Source organism: Kribbella sp. NPDC026596, from assembly GCF_040638415.1.
Lineage (GTDB): Bacteria > Actinomycetota > Actinomycetes > Propionibacteriales > Kribbellaceae > Kribbella.
The window spans coordinates 56,055-70,415 of record NZ_JBEZYF010000035.1; the positions used below are offsets into that span (position 1 = coordinate 56,055).

13 protein-coding genes and 1 tRNA gene are annotated in these 14,361 nt (G+C 68.2%); 5 read left to right on the top strand and 9 right to left on the bottom strand.

What is annotated here, in order from left to right:
* Window positions 1-26 precede the first annotated feature (26 nt).
* Window positions 27-3,029 carry a BTAD domain-containing putative transcriptional regulator gene (locus AB0E63_RS26795; RefSeq protein ID WP_360371814.1) on the bottom strand — a complete coding sequence of 1,001 codons (3,003 nt, stop codon included), beginning with the start codon at window positions 3,027-3,029 and terminating at the stop codon, window positions 27-29.
* Window positions 3,030-3,325: 296 nt separating this feature from the next.
* On the opposite strand from AB0E63_RS26795, the gene AB0E63_RS26800 reads away from it, so the two are divergent.
* The 5 genes from AB0E63_RS26800 (at window position 3,326) to AB0E63_RS26820 (ending at window position 6,743) form a co-directional block, all read left to right on the top strand.
* Entirely contained in the window at window positions 3,326-4,231 is a 906-nt protein-coding gene (locus tag AB0E63_RS26800) for a class I SAM-dependent methyltransferase (RefSeq protein WP_360371817.1), read from the top strand.
* A gap of 118 nt (window positions 4,232-4,349) precedes the next feature.
* A complete protein-coding gene (gene orn, locus AB0E63_RS26805) occupies window positions 4,350-4,967 on the top strand; it encodes an oligoribonuclease (protein WP_360371820.1) in 618 nt (205 codons plus the stop codon).
* A gap of 136 nt (window positions 4,968-5,103) precedes the next feature.
* Window positions 5,104-5,179: transfer RNA gene (locus AB0E63_RS26810), tRNA-His, on the top strand.
* 268 nt (window positions 5,180-5,447) lie between these two features.
* Complete coding sequence (locus AB0E63_RS26815) at window positions 5,448-5,936, top strand: SigE family RNA polymerase sigma factor (RefSeq protein WP_360371824.1); 489 nt, start codon at window positions 5,448-5,450, stop codon at window positions 5,934-5,936.
* A 15-nt stretch (window positions 5,937-5,951) separates the two neighbouring features.
* A complete protein-coding gene (locus AB0E63_RS26820) occupies window positions 5,952-6,743 on the top strand; it encodes a hypothetical protein (RefSeq protein ID WP_360371827.1) in 792 nt (263 codons plus the stop codon).
* A 49-nt stretch (window positions 6,744-6,792) separates the two neighbouring features.
* Here AB0E63_RS26820 and AB0E63_RS26825 read toward each other — a convergent pair whose 3' ends face one another.
* The 8 genes from AB0E63_RS26825 to AB0E63_RS26860 form a co-directional block, all read right to left on the bottom strand.
* Complete coding sequence (locus AB0E63_RS26825; RefSeq protein WP_360371830.1) at window positions 6,793-7,251, bottom strand: hypothetical protein; 459 nt, start codon at window positions 7,249-7,251, stop codon at window positions 6,793-6,795.
* A 333-nt stretch (window positions 7,252-7,584) separates the two neighbouring features.
* On the bottom strand, window positions 7,585-8,745 hold the full coding sequence (locus AB0E63_RS26830; protein ID WP_360371833.1) for a sialidase family protein: 1,161 nt from the start codon (window positions 8,743-8,745) through the stop codon (window positions 7,585-7,587).
* A 175-nt stretch (window positions 8,746-8,920) separates the two neighbouring features.
* Complete coding sequence (locus AB0E63_RS26835; RefSeq protein WP_360371836.1) at window positions 8,921-9,640, bottom strand: dihydrodipicolinate synthase family protein; 720 nt, start codon at window positions 9,638-9,640, stop codon at window positions 8,921-8,923.
* Window positions 9,637-10,617 (bottom strand): trehalase family glycosidase, encoded by a 981-nt coding sequence (locus AB0E63_RS26840; RefSeq protein WP_360371839.1) that lies wholly within the window; start codon window positions 10,615-10,617, stop codon window positions 9,637-9,639. The genes AB0E63_RS26835 and AB0E63_RS26840 overlap by 4 nt, the downstream gene beginning before the upstream one ends.
* An 85-nt stretch (window positions 10,618-10,702) precedes the next feature.
* Window positions 10,703-11,275 carry a hypothetical protein gene (locus AB0E63_RS26845; RefSeq protein WP_360371842.1) on the bottom strand — a complete coding sequence of 191 codons (573 nt, stop codon included), beginning with the start codon at window positions 11,273-11,275 and terminating at the stop codon, window positions 10,703-10,705.
* A gap of 127 nt (window positions 11,276-11,402) precedes the next feature.
* Window positions 11,403-12,395, bottom strand: coding sequence for a cation diffusion facilitator family transporter (locus AB0E63_RS26850; protein ID WP_360371845.1), 993 nt, complete (start codon window positions 12,393-12,395; stop codon window positions 11,403-11,405).
* Window positions 12,396-12,442: 47 nt separating this feature from the next.
* A complete protein-coding gene (locus AB0E63_RS26855) occupies window positions 12,443-13,063 on the bottom strand; it encodes a response regulator transcription factor (RefSeq protein ID WP_360371848.1) in 621 nt (206 codons plus the stop codon).
* Complete coding sequence (locus tag AB0E63_RS26860; RefSeq protein WP_360371851.1) at window positions 13,060-14,247, bottom strand: sensor histidine kinase; 1,188 nt, start codon at window positions 14,245-14,247, stop codon at window positions 13,060-13,062. The genes AB0E63_RS26855 and AB0E63_RS26860 overlap by 4 nt, the downstream gene beginning before the upstream one ends.
* Window positions 14,248-14,361: the final 114 nt, after the last annotated feature.

The window sequence follows — 14,361 nt, forward strand, 5'->3', positions numbered from 1 at the left end:
TGCTGGTGCGGCACCTTCAGACAGCCTTAAAGCCGGGCAGGGACGGCCGGATAGGGCGCCGGTTCGACGTCCAGCTCGCCCATCCGTTGCACGTACGTGCGGTACGCCCGACGGGCCTCACCGTGCGCGCCACTCGCCTGAAACGCCGCCACCAGGCCCAGATGCGCGCGTTCGTCGTACTGATCCCGCTGCAGGATCCGCAGCAGGTATCCAGCCGCCGCATCGGGGTCACGCCGCCCCCGCTCGGCCAGTACGCGCGCCACCCGGACATAGAGCGCCCGTGCCTCCTCACGCATCCCGGCGGCCCAGTCGGCGTACACGTCCTCTTCCAGGAAGTCCCCGGAGTACGCCGCCTCGGCCGCGCGGAGCAACCGGAGATCACTCGTGTTGAGCCCCTCGCGTGCGTCGTGCAGGAACAGCTCCACGTCCACGGCCGCCTGGTCGCCGTCGAGCCAGATGGTGGCGCGGTCCGCTCCGACGAAGCGGTCCGCCGGGTACTTCTTCGTTGGATCGAGTACTGACCGCACAGTCGACAGGGCGACCGAGAGACGCGGCGACGCGACGGACTCGTCCTGGTCCGGCCAGAGCAGGTCCAGGAGTTGCACGCGAGCGACCGGCCGGCAGCGGCGGGCGACCAGGATCTTCAGCAGGTCGCGGGCCTTCTTGGACGGCCACTCCCCCAGCTGGACCGCCTTGCCGTTGCGCAGTACGCGGAAGCCGCCCAAGCACTCGATGCGGACCGGAGCCGGACCGGTCTCGTCGGTGGCTGCGAGTGCGGCCGCGGCGTACCGGGTCGCGCCGGCAGCCAAGAACTGCAGGTGTGCACGCTGGGCCAGGTCCCGGCCTTCCGGGCCTTCAGTGCGGCGGGCAAGCATCAGCTGAGCGCGCGCCTCGCCGAGTTGGTCGCCTAGCTCGCTACGAATGTTCAAGACCTCGTGGAGGACTTCACCACCACCTGCGGCGGCGTACAGCTCCAGTGCGTCGGCCAGGCCCGCGCGGTCACGGCGCTTCCGGCAGAGTGCGGCGGCTTCCTCCGCTGTCGCGGCGGCCTCGGTCTGGTTGCCGGCGTGGAGGGTGACCCAACCCAGGGCGACCAGTGCGCCGGAGAGTCCCAGTACGGGGCCATAGGCAACGGCTTGGCGTGCCAGTGCGGCCAGCTCCTGGTAGAGCGCTCGGGACGCTTCCAGTTCGCCGATCGCTTCGTCCAAGCGACCCAATCGGAGCAGGGCCTCGCCTCGGTTGTTGAGAGCCAGCGCCCGGAACACTGCGAAGCCGGCGCGGTCGCCCAACTCGAGGGCGACGTCCAACTCTTTCAGACCGGGTGCGTAGTCGCCCTCGGCGATGTGGTGCGACGAGCGGTTCACTCGGATGCGGATGGACTGCAAGAGGTCGCCGGCTCGCTCGGCGTGCTCCAGAGCCCGCAGGTAGTGCGAAGAGTTGCCGCGCGGGTCACTGTCCACTGCGGCCAGCATCGCGAAGACTGTGTGCACGATGGCCAGTGCTCTGTCGTCGCCGGAGACCTTGGCCGACTCCTGAGCCGCGGTGACCAGTGCGCGGCACTCTTCGAACTCACCGCGCAGCCAGTGCGCACCGGCCCACCACGCTTGCAGCAGAGCCTCATCCGTCGGTTGTTGCCCGTCGATCCGGCCGCGCTGGTACATGGCGATCGCTATGTCGGTCTGACCGCGCAGGTGGTGGATCAGACCGAGGCGCCAGGCGATCGCGACCGGGATCTCACCTTCAGGCTCGATGATCCGATCGAAGCAGTCCACCGCGCCTTGCCAGTCCCCGAGCACTTGGCGCGCTTCGCCTTCCAGCTGATCCATGGCGGCGTCACGCAACTCGGTGGGGAGTGCAGCAACCGCAGCGACCACGATCTCGGCCAGACCGCCGCTGACCATCGCATGCCCATGTTTGGCGAGCATTTGGGCCGCTTTGGCCGGATCGACGGCTTGGTAGCAGGCCAAGGCGTCTCTGTGCTCTCCGACTGACTCGAACCATCGGCCTGCCCGGACGGAGAGCTCAGCCATCTCCTGCTCGTCCACGGCCAGTCTGTCGTTGGCGAAGTTCTTCACCAGCGGGTTGAGCTCGTAGCCGTCGGCCTCACCGGCTGACACCAGCAGTCCTCTGATCCGGAGCTGCTGCAGGGTCTCTGCGCTGTCGGTGAGACCTATTGCCTGACAGAGGTCGGATCCGAATCGCGGGAGTACGGCAACCGCTGCGACCAAGCGCCGTACCGCGGGAGGCTCGGCGGCGAAGACCTCCTCGGCCAGGTAGTCGTACAGTGGGCCGTCCGACCGCAGTGCCCGCCGCAACCGGGTGCCGCGGTCGTCCAGCGGCGCAGTGCGCAGCGCTTCCACCGCCAGGCGTACCGCCGCCGGCCAGCCTTGGACCGCTGATTGGAGTGGCTCGGCCAGGTCCTCGGTGCCGTCGCCCAACACCTTCTCCAGTACGGCGAGGGTTTCGGGGACCGTGAACGCCAGAGCGGTGGCGTCGATCTCCAGCACCTGACCACGGCCGCGGAGCCGGTCGATGCCGAACGGCATGGGACTGCGGGACGCCACAACCAGGTGCAGGCTCGGTGGCGCCGTTCGTACCAGGCCTTCGATCAGTCTGGTGGCGGGTGCGGCCGGGTCGAGCTCGTGCAGGTCGTCGAGGACGAGGATCAGGTCGTCGTCGACGTTGTCGGCTAATGCGTCGGCCAGAAGAGCGGCGTAGGCGAGGGCTCGGGTCTGCTGCTCGGCGTCGGCGTCCGGACCGCGCGGGCTCTGGAGTTCGGCGGGGATGGTCTCGAGCGCGGGGACCTGGCGGCGCAGGGCGGTGACCAGTGCGGACACCATGGCGGCCAGCGAGCCGTCCTCGGCTCGCACTGTGTGCCAGGCGCATGGCTTGTCGGTGGCCCACGAACTGAGCAGCGTGGACTTGCCGAAGCCGGCGTCCGCCACGACCGTCAGCAGCCGCCGCTGCACTCCCTCGTCCAGCAAGGCCCCCAGCCGAGGCCGCCCCACCGTCCCCGTCACGGATTCCACCGGCCCGCACCCCTCCCCAGATCCCCGAACAGGACAGCACCCCCGACAGGCCGCTCGCAACCGTGCTGGCGCTGATCTCCCGGTTGATCGTGCAAATCTCCCGGCTGACCCGGGGTAACTGCCCGGATGCGGCGGGAATGCGTACCTAAGGAGGTAGTGGGTCTTCGGCCGGGTGTTCACGCGGCGGCATGCGGGATTGGGGCAACCACCTCCTGTTCGTAGGGACGCCAGGGTCCGGCTTGCTGGATTGGCAACAGCATGTGGGGGTTGGCCGTGAGTGGGCTCAGACTGGCGGCATGGTGGAGATTGAGATCGAGTGGGCGGAAGAGGCTGGGCGGCTCCGGGCATCGGCGGAGGGTGAGGCGGACTGGAACAGGACGGTTGCCACCAGCCTGGTCCGGGATGGCGATCAGGTGGCTGTCGACGTGGGCTGCGGTGGCGGTGGGATGGCCAAGGCGTTGGCGGACGCACTGCCGGCCGGAGCGACGGTTGTCGCGATCGACGCGGATCCCGATGTACTGGAGCAGGCGAGGCAGCACACCGGCGGGGCGGTTCGGTGTGAGTTGGCTTCGATGGACGACGGGGCGGAGCCGTTGCGCAAGGCAATCGACGCGCCGGCCGACCTCATCTGGGCGTCGGCCTCGGTGCACCACGCCGGCGACCAGCAGGCCGCCGTTGAAGCCCTGGCGTCACTGTTGGCACCGGGCGGGCGGTTGGCGTTGGCCGAGGGTGGTTTGCCGGCGCGGAGTCTGCCGTGGGATCTCGGGGTCGGCGAGCCGGGGCTGGAGCTGCGGCTGGACCTTGCCCAGGATCAATGGTTCAAGGTGATGCGCGAATCGCTGCCGGGGTCTGTGCCCATGCCTTACGGGTGGACCGACGCTCTCACCCGGGCCGGGTTGACCGACGTGACCACGCGGAGCATCCTCACCGAAACCGCGCCTCCGCTCTCGGCGGAGCGCCTGGAGCACCTCGTCTCCGGGTTCCGCTTCAGGGTCGAGCGCCTCACTGGCACTTCGTCCGAGACGGGCCACGGACACGGGCATGGGCATCTTGTTCCCGCGGACGCTGACTGGTTGAGCCCTGACGACCTGGCCGCTTGGCAGCAGCTCCTGGACCCTGACGGGCCGCATTACCTCGGCCGCCGTACCGATCTCGCCGTACTGTCCGTCCGCAGCATCCACCTCGGCCACGCACCCCGCTGAACACGGTCGTCAGCACGCCGTACACACCCCGTCGTACGGCGTGCTGAGATGAGCGCCACGCCGAGCTTGGGACCGGCGGTCGCCCTGGTGTCGGCGGGTCGCCGTAAGGTTGGTGCCCATGAACGACCGGCTGGTGTGGATCGACTGCGAGATGACCGGCCTCGACCTGGCGGCGGACGCCTTGATCGAGGTTGCGGTTCTGGTCACCGACTATGAGCTCAACGTGCTCGGCGACGGGATCGACCTGGTGATCGCGCCGCCACCGGGCGCCCTGGAGCAGATGGGTGACTTCGTCCGCGACATGCACACCGGATCCGGCCTGCTCGCCGAGCTCGAGCACGGTATCGCGCTCGCCGACGCGGAGCAGCAGGTGCTCGAGTTCATCTCCGGGTACGTGAAGGAGCCGCGCAAGGCCGCCCTCGCCGGGAACTCGGTCGGCACCGACCGGACCTTCCTGGTCCGCGACATGCCGCGGGTCGAGGCGCACCTGCACTACCGCAACGTCGACGTCAGCTCGATCAAGGAGCTCGTCCGGCGCTGGTACCCGCGCGTCTACTACGCGACCCCGGCCAAGACCGGCAACCACCGCGCCCTGGCCGACATCAGGGAGAGCATCGAAGAACTCCGCTACTACCGCCAAACCGTCTTCGTCCCCCAGCCCGGCCCCGACTCCGACACCGCCCGAGCCGCCGCCACCCTCATCAGCACCCCAAACACCCCTGAACCAGCCCCGTAGACGGCCGATTTCTGGTCCCACCCCTAACCGTCCCAACGCCCCAACCAGGTTCTGTTGAGGCGTGCGGGAGGGCCGATTTCTGGTCCTGGGGGTTCGTCGCTATGATTGCTCAGCCGTCGCAGTCGGGGCGGCAATGGTGGGTGTAGCTCAGCTGGTAGAGCACCTGGTTGTGGTCCAGGTGGTCGCGGGTTCGAGTCCCGTCACTCACCCCAAGGCGAAGGCGACCTGCGTCCGCGGAAACGCGACCGGGTCGCCTTCGTCATTTTGTGCGACCGTGATCTCCGTCCGGCTGGCAGGATGTGCGGGTGAAGTCTTCCGGGAGCTTGTGGTTCGGGTACGGCGTAGTGCTGGCCGTCACGTTCGTGGTGGGGTCTCTGGCGTTCGCCGTCTGGGTGTTGTCGAAAGTCTTCTGAGTTGGGTGTGATCTGACGGGGCGGTCGGTGCGTCTCTTGAGGCAGAGGCATCGACCGAAAGGCTGCGATGAGATCGACTGAAGACTTCGAGGAGTTTGCGCGGGCGCGGATACCGCAGCTCTACCGGACCGCGTGGCTGCTGACGGGTGATCGGCATCACGCCGAAGATCTGGTCCAGGAGACGCTGGCGAACCTGCTGCGGACCTGGCACCGGATCGACACCCCGACGGCGTACGCGCGGACCGCGCTGGTGCGGACGTTCGTCTCGCAGCGCCGGCGCAAGAGCTGGTCCGAGCGGCCGACGGCGGACCTGCCGGAGCTGGCCGAACGGGCCGGCGACCCCGAGTTGCGGCTGGCGCTGCAGAGCGCCCTGGCCGAGTTGGCGCCACTGGATCGTGCCGTGCTGGTGCTGCGGTTCTTCGAAGATCGCAGCGTCGAGCAGGTCGCGCTCGATCTCGGCAAGAACGCCAGCGCGATCACCACCCGCACCGCCCGAGCCCTCGACCGCCTCCGTGCGGTCCTCGGCGACGGCGCCGCCCAGCTGATCGTGCACTGAACCCGAGGAGCATCTATGAACACCCAACTCACCGACCTCATGCACCGGGCCACCGAGAACCTCGAGCCGGTCACCCCGGACCTGCTCGAACGCAGTGTCCAGCAGGGCCTCCGGCTGCGCCGCCGCCGTACGACGGTGCTCAGCCTCACCGGCGCCGGAGCCATCCTCGCCACCGTGGGCCTCATCGCCGGCGGTGTCCAACTGCTCGGCAGTCCGTCGAACACGGCAGTCGCCAGTACGCCGATCCCGTTGGCGAAACCGACTCCGGCGGCCAAACCGAGCCATGTGACTCCGCAGCAGACGCTGGAGAGGCTCAAGTCCTTCGTCAAGGCACCGGGCCGCACTCTCTCGCAGCCCGAAACGTGGGGCACGTCCGAGGAGGGCTTCGCGGCAGCGGCGTACGTCGTCAACGACGGCAAGGGCGCCTCCCGCGTCGACGTCCTGGTCGCCGGTGGCGGCGTTCAGGGCCTGTGCGAGTCCTCCGCGGCGAACTGCACCACCAACCCCGACGGTTCGAAACTGTTCAGCGTGACCGAGCAGCCGGAGTACCCGGGTGACCGGAACAAGGACGGCGTCACCAGCAACCACGTCGAAATCTCCTACCCCGACGGTCGCTTCATCAGCATGACCAGCTACAACGCGCCCGCCGAGAAGGGGCAGCGCCACACTCGCCAGAAGCCGTTGTTCACGGTGGCCGAGCTCACCACGATGGCGAAGAGCAAGACCTGGAAGTTCCCGCCGGCCAACGTCGTGAAGCCGTCCGGCAAGGTCGTCCCGCCGTCGTCGAAGATCAAGCCCACCAAGTAAGCGCTGGCTTTGGCCCGGCTACCGCACGGGTAGCCGGGCCTCTCGCAGCTCAGCGGCGGATGAAGCGCACCGCGTCCGCCACCGCGTAGCCGTCGGCGGTATCGGTCAGCTCCACAGTTCCGGTGAGGCCACCGGTGAAGTGGTAGGTGCCCAGTGTCACCCATTCCCCTCCGCGTACGTCGGGCGTACCGCGCACGGTCTGATCGACTGGGATCGCGCTGGAGCCGTCCGCGTGGTTGACGACGTACGGCGCGGCCTTGGACCGGTTGGACGCGGCGGCGTACGAGACCTGTACTTCGTAAAGACCATCCGCCGGAAGGCAGGGCTGCCAGCGGACGCGCGAGCTCCCGTCGCCCGGTGGGTGCGAGGCGTAATTGCCGCTGTAGTACCCCGCCACACCGGTGCCCGACGGCCAGGTGCCCGAGACGACCGTGTAGCCGAGCGCACCGTTGTCCACAGTGATGGTCTCGGACACATCCGGAGCAGCAGGTGCCTGTGTCAACGTCAACTGATCAAGCGAGATGCTCTGGCCGCCACCACGCCCGGCCGGCCGGTGCGAACCTCACCACGTGCTGTCCACCTCTGAGTCGCACAGTGCCCAGCAGGAGTACGTCGTACCCGTTGGCGGTCTCGGATGTCGTGTCGATGAGGTGGTTCCGTGGTTTCAGGCCATCCACCGTCACCGAGACCAGTCCGCCGTCGGTAGATCGGTAGTAGCGCAGCCAGAGCTCGTACTCGCCAGGGCCGGGCGCAGTGACGTGATACTCGAGGCGATCTCCCTCCAGCTTGTAGGACTTCGTCTTCAGGCGTGGACCCTTCGCGAGGCTGTCCCGGCCCTGCGTCAGCCACTCGAGTTGAAGCGGCAGACGTTGACCCGCAGTGGGAAGCTCGCGATGTCGCCGTCACAGCCGTAGATCAGGACGATCGTCCCGTCGGACAGCAGCGCCAGGTCGGAGTAGTACGACCGATTCGGGTTGATCACTCGGCTGTAGCGGAAGGTCTGTGCGTCGTCGTAGCTGATCGATACGGTCATGTTGTAGCGGACCGGAGCATCCGGTCGGCTGAACAGGATCCGCCCGCGCGTGTAGCCGAGCATGCCCGCATCGACGGCGTTGAACGTCCCCGTGCCGCCGTCCATCGTCGGCGCCGACCAGGTCAGCCCACGGTCCTTGCTGACCGAGGTGATTCGTTGCCTGTTCCCACCGGCGGCGTACCGTCCGTTGATGAGCACAGTACCGTCATCACGCTGGACCAACCGGGCCTCGTTGATCGGATAGTCGACCGACACCGGTACGGCGCCAGTGCTCTGCCACGTCCGCCCGTGGTCAGCGCTGTACACGGATGCGACGCCGTACATCCGTTCTGCCACGCTGTTGCCGACGATGACCCGCCGGTGCGCGACATTCATCAGCAGCCGGCCGTTGTCGAGCTGGATGCCGTGGCCGGGTCCAGGCGAGTGCAGCGCCCAGTCGTACCCGAAGTGGTCGAACAGGTCGAGCAACCGCGGCTCACCCCAGGTCACTCCGCCATCCGTGCTGGAGACGACGTACAGCACGCCGGTATCGCCGGAGCAGCTCGTGTTCTCGGGCAAGCGACCGGACAGGTTGTAGAACAGGAACACCTCGCCGGTGTGCCGATCACACACGAGTGCCGGGTTGCCCCACGACTGGCCGTCGACAGACGTGACTACGACCTGCGACTCGCTCCAGGTCTCGCCTTTGTCGGTACTGCGGCGCAGTAGGAGGTCACGTGGTCCCGCGTCGCACACCTCGTGACGTCCCTCGCTGAACGCCAGGATGGTGTCATCCGGCAACACCGTCAGCCCGTGCACGTGGTAGTTGGCCAGTGGCCCGGATGACGCGTCCCACAAGGTCTTCTCGTCGTACGACGGTTGCCCGGGGCCATGACTCGCGTACGCCGGCGTGATGCCGGTGACTGCGGCTCCCGCGGCCACTCCCAGTCCCACGGTGAAGGTCCGCCGGCCGATCAGTCCGTCGCTCATGACACGCTCCCAGGGATGAGGTGGGCTTCCAGCGGCGCCATGACGTCGGCGAGCTGTCGCAGCTCGTCCGGCGTACAGGGCGCGAGGGGTGGTGCGCAGTGCGTTGGGCAGAGACCCCGTGCATTCAGCAGCGCCTTGACGGTCGGTACGCCGGGACGCACCGCGTGGATCCTGGTCAGGGCGGTCGAAAGCTCCTGGAGAGCTGGTCGAGATCGGTGCTGGGGGCAACCATCTCGAGGGCGAGTCCGGGGGCCAGGTTCGCGATACCTGGAGTGATTCCGTGCGCTCCGGCGCGGAGTGCGTCGGCCAGTTGTTTCTCGTCGCCCTGACTGACCTCGAAGCCGGGTCGCGCGATCGAGAGCAGGTAGCGGAGCAGGTCCGGGTCGCCCGAGGAGTCCTTGACGCCGGCCATGTGTGGCATGGCGACGAGGGAGTCGGCGGCTGCTTTTGTCAACAATGTGGAGCGAGGGGTGTTGTAGGCGACCACCGGCAGACCGTGACGACCCAGTGCGGCGAAGTGCGCGACGACCTCGTCGTCACGGTGTTTGAAGAAGGTCGGCGGGCTCGCCACGATCGCGTCGGCACCGGCCGCGGCCGCGTCGGCTCGCCGTTCTGCTTCCGCCGTACCCGGTGCTGTGACGTTGACCAGGATCGTCCCGGCCGGCACGAGTTCGCGCCATCGCTTCACCACCCCGGCCACGAACTCGCCTGACACTTCGGCCGGGATCAGTGGTCCTTCGCCGTTGCTGCCCAGCAACATCAACCGCCGCACGCCAACCGAAGCCATTGCGGCCAGCAACGGCTCGCCAGCCTCCGCCGACGGCACCCCAGGCGCCGACATCGGAGTCACCAACGGCACCACCGCACCACTCAGCAGACCAGCGGCCCCGGTCACGGACGCCACCGCTTGTCGTCGAAGAGGGTTATTTCGCCGTGTTCCATCAGGGCGATCAGGCTCAGCAGTGCGCCCCAGGTCTGGAACGGCTCGCTGTTCGGCTTGTCGCAGGCGCCGCCGTGCACGCTCGAGTAGTTCTCGTGCACGTGCCGGTGCTGATTCCACTCCTTCAGCACCAACCGCGAACTCCCTTCGGCCAGCCATGCCGCCGCCTCCTTCTCACCGGCGCGCAGCAACCCCAGGTAGACCAGGAAGTTCACCGGCGGCCAGGCCCGGCCCTCCCAGTAGCTGGTCTCCTTCAGCTCGATCGGCTCCTGCCGCGGCGACGTCGGCAGGATCCACTCGCCGCCGAACCCGTCCTCGGCGACCAGGTGCTCGGCCACCATCCGCGCCGTACGCTCGGCGCCGCCAAGCCCGGCCAGCAACGGGTAGAAGCTCATTGTCGACAATCGTTCTGTCGGCAATCCGGTGTCGGTCCGCCGGCTGCGATAGATCCCGCTCGGCTCGTCCCACAAGGTCTCCATCGCCGGTACCACGGTCTCGTGCCGCTCCCGCAGTTCCGTCACCGCGTCCGCGTGGCCGAGGATCTCGGCGATCTCGGCCAGTGCCTCGCAATCTGCGGCGTACAGGCTGTTCATCCCGACGTCGTGCGCGGCGAGCAGACTCTTCGTCTGGTCGAACGGCACGTCGTCGAACACCGGATGCCCGTCCCAGCCGCTCTCACAGGTCGCCCCGAAGTGCTGATGGATCCGCGGGATGTCCTGCGGCGACGGGAACTCCGGATCGAAGTGCGTCGACCCAGTGCAGAGCAGCTCGCCGTCCCGGCGGACCCGCCACCACCAGCGGTTCCACGACAGCAACGCGTCGAAGGTCTCCTCGAGGAACCACTGCGTCCCGGACGATCTCGTGATGCTGCGCGATCGGATCCGACCCAGCCGCCCCGATCTCCGCCGACGCCGCGGCCACGATCTCCGCAATCTCAGCCAGACTGCGGGCCCGCCCGGTACTGACGCCGACAGCACCGTTCAACTCGAGCGCCAGGTACGGCCCATCGATGTCGACCTACGGATCGTCGACGTGTGGTGCGGTCGCAAAGATGTCGACAATCCTCCTGTCGACAACAGTTGATCGCGGCGAGGCAACGGGCCGCGGGAGTGCGGTGCCGGCTGCGGCGCGGAGGTGGTCGGCGTCGGGGGTGACGGTGCCAGGTGTGGCGCGGAGGTGGTCCGGCTCCCGGCTGACGATGCCCGGGCGGTTCCAGAGGTAGTTGACGGCGATTGTCAACAATCCGCTCTTCTGCTGGTTGGCTGTTGGCGTCACCAGCGCCACCAGGTCGTCTCCGGTGTGAGCGGTCTGGACCCGGATCGTGATGCCGGCCCAGCTCACCGTGGTCTCCGTGTAGCTGCCGCCGTACGCGTGCCGGCCGAGCGTCACGGTCTCGGCGCCCTCGGTCCGCCGACCGATCTGCACCGTCCGCAACGACGTACCCCGGTAGTACTCCTTCAGGCCGAAGGACAGCCCGAGCCCCTCCGGCAGCAGCACCTGCGTGAGCACGCTGCGTGTGTCCCAGGTGTTCCACCCGCGGGCCACCTGCTCCTGGATCCGTTCGTAGGCCGCTTCACTCTCGTTCGTCATCGTTCCCTCGGATACTCGGCTCCGTCTGGTGGCAGACAGCCTCGCACCAAATCCCGTGGTAATACGAATTATTCGAGTGTCGCGTCGTACGGCGGCAGGCCCGGACGCTCTCCGCGCACAAGCGGGTTCAGGCAGGGGGTTCGACGTACCAGTGAGGTAGTTCGTCGGGGTGCAGGCTGGTGGTGTCGCCGGGGCGGCTGAGGGTCAGCACCGCCTGGACGATCTCGGGGCGAGCGTTGAGGGCGTCCTCCAGTCCGTTCAGACGGGCGGCGACCACGGACTCGGGGTCGTTGCCGGCCAGGTCGACCGCGGCGACCAGGAAGATCTTGTCGGCGCCGACCCACTCCATGTGCAGGAAGCTGACCCGTTCGATGTCCGCGTGGTCGAGCAGCGCCCGCAGCGCGCGGTTGCGGGCCAGCGGAGTGACCGCCTCACCGGTCAGGAAGTCCATGTTCCGGCTGATCAGGAACAGCGCGACGCAACCGAGCAGCACACCGACCACGATCGACCCGATCGCATCCCAGACCGCGTTGCCGGTCAGTTGGTGCAGCAGGATCGCCACCGCCGCGATCACGATCCCGATCAACGCCGACAGATCCTCGACGAACACCGCGCGCAGGACCGGGTTCGACGTGAGCCGTACATAACGCCACGGCCGCAGCATCCGTTCCAGCGCGCCGGCCTTCGTCTGCCGCAGCGCCTGCGTGAACGAGATCCCTTCCAGGACGAACGAGATCGCGAGTACGGCGTACGCCCACGAGTAGGACGCGGTTTCGGTCTCCCCGCGCTGCAGCGACTGGATCCCGTGCCAGACCGACACCGCCGCGCCGACGGTGAACAATCCGAACGCGGCGAACATCGACCAGATGTAGCCGACCCGCCCGTACCCGAGCGGATGGGTCTGGTCGGCCGGCTTGCGACCCCGGCGCTCACCGACGAGCAGGAAGATCTCGTTGCCGGTGTCGGCCCAGGAGTGCGCGGACTCCGCCGCCATCGAGGCCGAGCCGGTGATCACCGCGACCACCGTCTTCGCCACCGCGATCAGCAGGTTGGCGGTGAGGGCGACGAGCACGGTGAAGAAGCTCTCGCCTCCCGCCGCGTCCTCCTCCGAGCTGCTCACAACCCGACCCTAAGCCCCGCACCCCGCTGCTCCCGGGAACCCGGCGCTCAGCTGGGTGGGCGGATGATGCGTTGCTCGATGGCCCGGGCGACGGCCGCGGCACGGGTCTCGACTTCGAGCTTGGTGTAGATGTGCGAGAGATGGGACTTGACCGTCGCCTCGCTGACGAACAGGCGGCGGGCCAGCTCCCGATTCGACTGACCGGTCGCGAGCAGGCCGAGGATCTCGACCTCCCGCTCGGTGAGGAGCGGACCGGACCGCCGTACCAGCCGGGCCGCGACGGCCGGGGCCAGGACCGTCTCACCCCGCGCGGTGCCGCGGATCGCCCGGAACAGATCCTCCGGCGGCGCGTCCTTCAGCAGATACCCGGAAGCGCCGGCGTCGATCGCGCTCATGATGTCCGCCTCGGTGTCGTACGTCGTCAGCACCAAGACGTGAGGTGGTTCCGGAAGTGCCCGCAGGCGCCCGGTCACCTCGGCACCGCCCGGGCCCGCGCCGAGGTTGAGATCCATCAGTACGACATCGGGCCGGACCGCGGCGACGAGCTGCTCGGCGCTGTGCGCGTCCGACGCCTCGCCCACGACGGACAGGTCGTCCTGACCTTCAACCAGCGCGCGCATCCCGGCCCGCACCACGGGATGGTCGTCGACCAGCGCAACCCGGATCATGAGCGTTCCAACGGTATTGATGCCGCCAACGCCGTTCCCTCTCCTGGTTCACTTTCCAGCACCAGCGTTCCGCCGAGCTGCTTCAGGCGATCACGGATACCCGCCAGTCCCCGCCAGCGGTCGGGATCCATGGGTTGCTGAAGCAGACCGCGGCCGTCGTCGCGGACGTCGAGCACGACAGCGTCCGGCTGGTAGGTCAGTGTGACCACAGCGGTGCTGGCGGCGGCGTGTTCGAGCACATTGGCCAGTGCACCACGGGCAGTACGCAGCAGGGCGGTTTCAACCTCCGGACCGAGCGACACCGGCGTACCGTGCACCTGGACTCGGACCTCCACACTGCTGTGCGCCGCAAGTCGCTCACAGGTCTGCCGGAGCGCGTCCGGCAACGCAGGGGCTCCGGAAACCGCCAATTCCGCGGGCGCCAGGTCCCGGACCACCCGCCGTACCTCATCCAACCCGTCCCGAGCCGTCGCGGCCGCCTGGGCCGCATGCTCGCGTGCCGCGGCGGGGCGGTCGTCCCACTCCCGTTCAGCGGCTTGGAGGAGCAGATTGATGCTGGAGAGTCCCTGAGCCACGCTGTCATGGATCTCGCGCGACAACCGCGCCCGTTCGGCCAGTGCGCCGGCCTGGTGCTGCGCATCGGCTAGATCACCCTGGGCCGCGTGCAGGTCGTCCAGTAGCGCCTGCCGCGCCAGTGCGTCCCGCTCCAGAGCCCGATAGGCCCCAACCGCGAGTACGGCGATGCACACCGGACCCAGCACGATCGTCGGGTCCAGCCGGTCAGCCATCCGGGTCCACTGGACCAGTGTGGTGATCACCATGCCCGCAACGACCACACAGGCCGGCCAGAACGGCAGTACCCGCAGCGCCACGAACGACAGCGGTACGGCGCACCACGCGAACGAAGGCGCCAGCAAAACCAGCCCGAACCACACCGCCACCAGCAACCCGAGCCACACTGCTCCAGGCAGCACGCGATGTGCGGCGTACGTCGCCAGCAGCACCAGAGCGCCCGCAAGCACCCAGGGCGCCCGGTCGTCGAACCCGTGGCCGGTCAGGTACCGGACCGCGGAGGCGAGCACGAGGACGACGAACGCCGCGTGCAGCGCCGTCACCAGCCCGTTGGCATGGCCGAGGATCGCGGCCGGTGTGCGTTCTCGATCTCCGGCGAGTGAAGTGCTCATGTCCTGCCGATGGTAGGCCCGGCGGACCGGCTTCCGAATCATCCGTTCGGCTATCCGATGGTGGCCGAACACCCGTCGTGTGGGCCTGCGCAGCGGACCAGGCTGGAGGCAGTC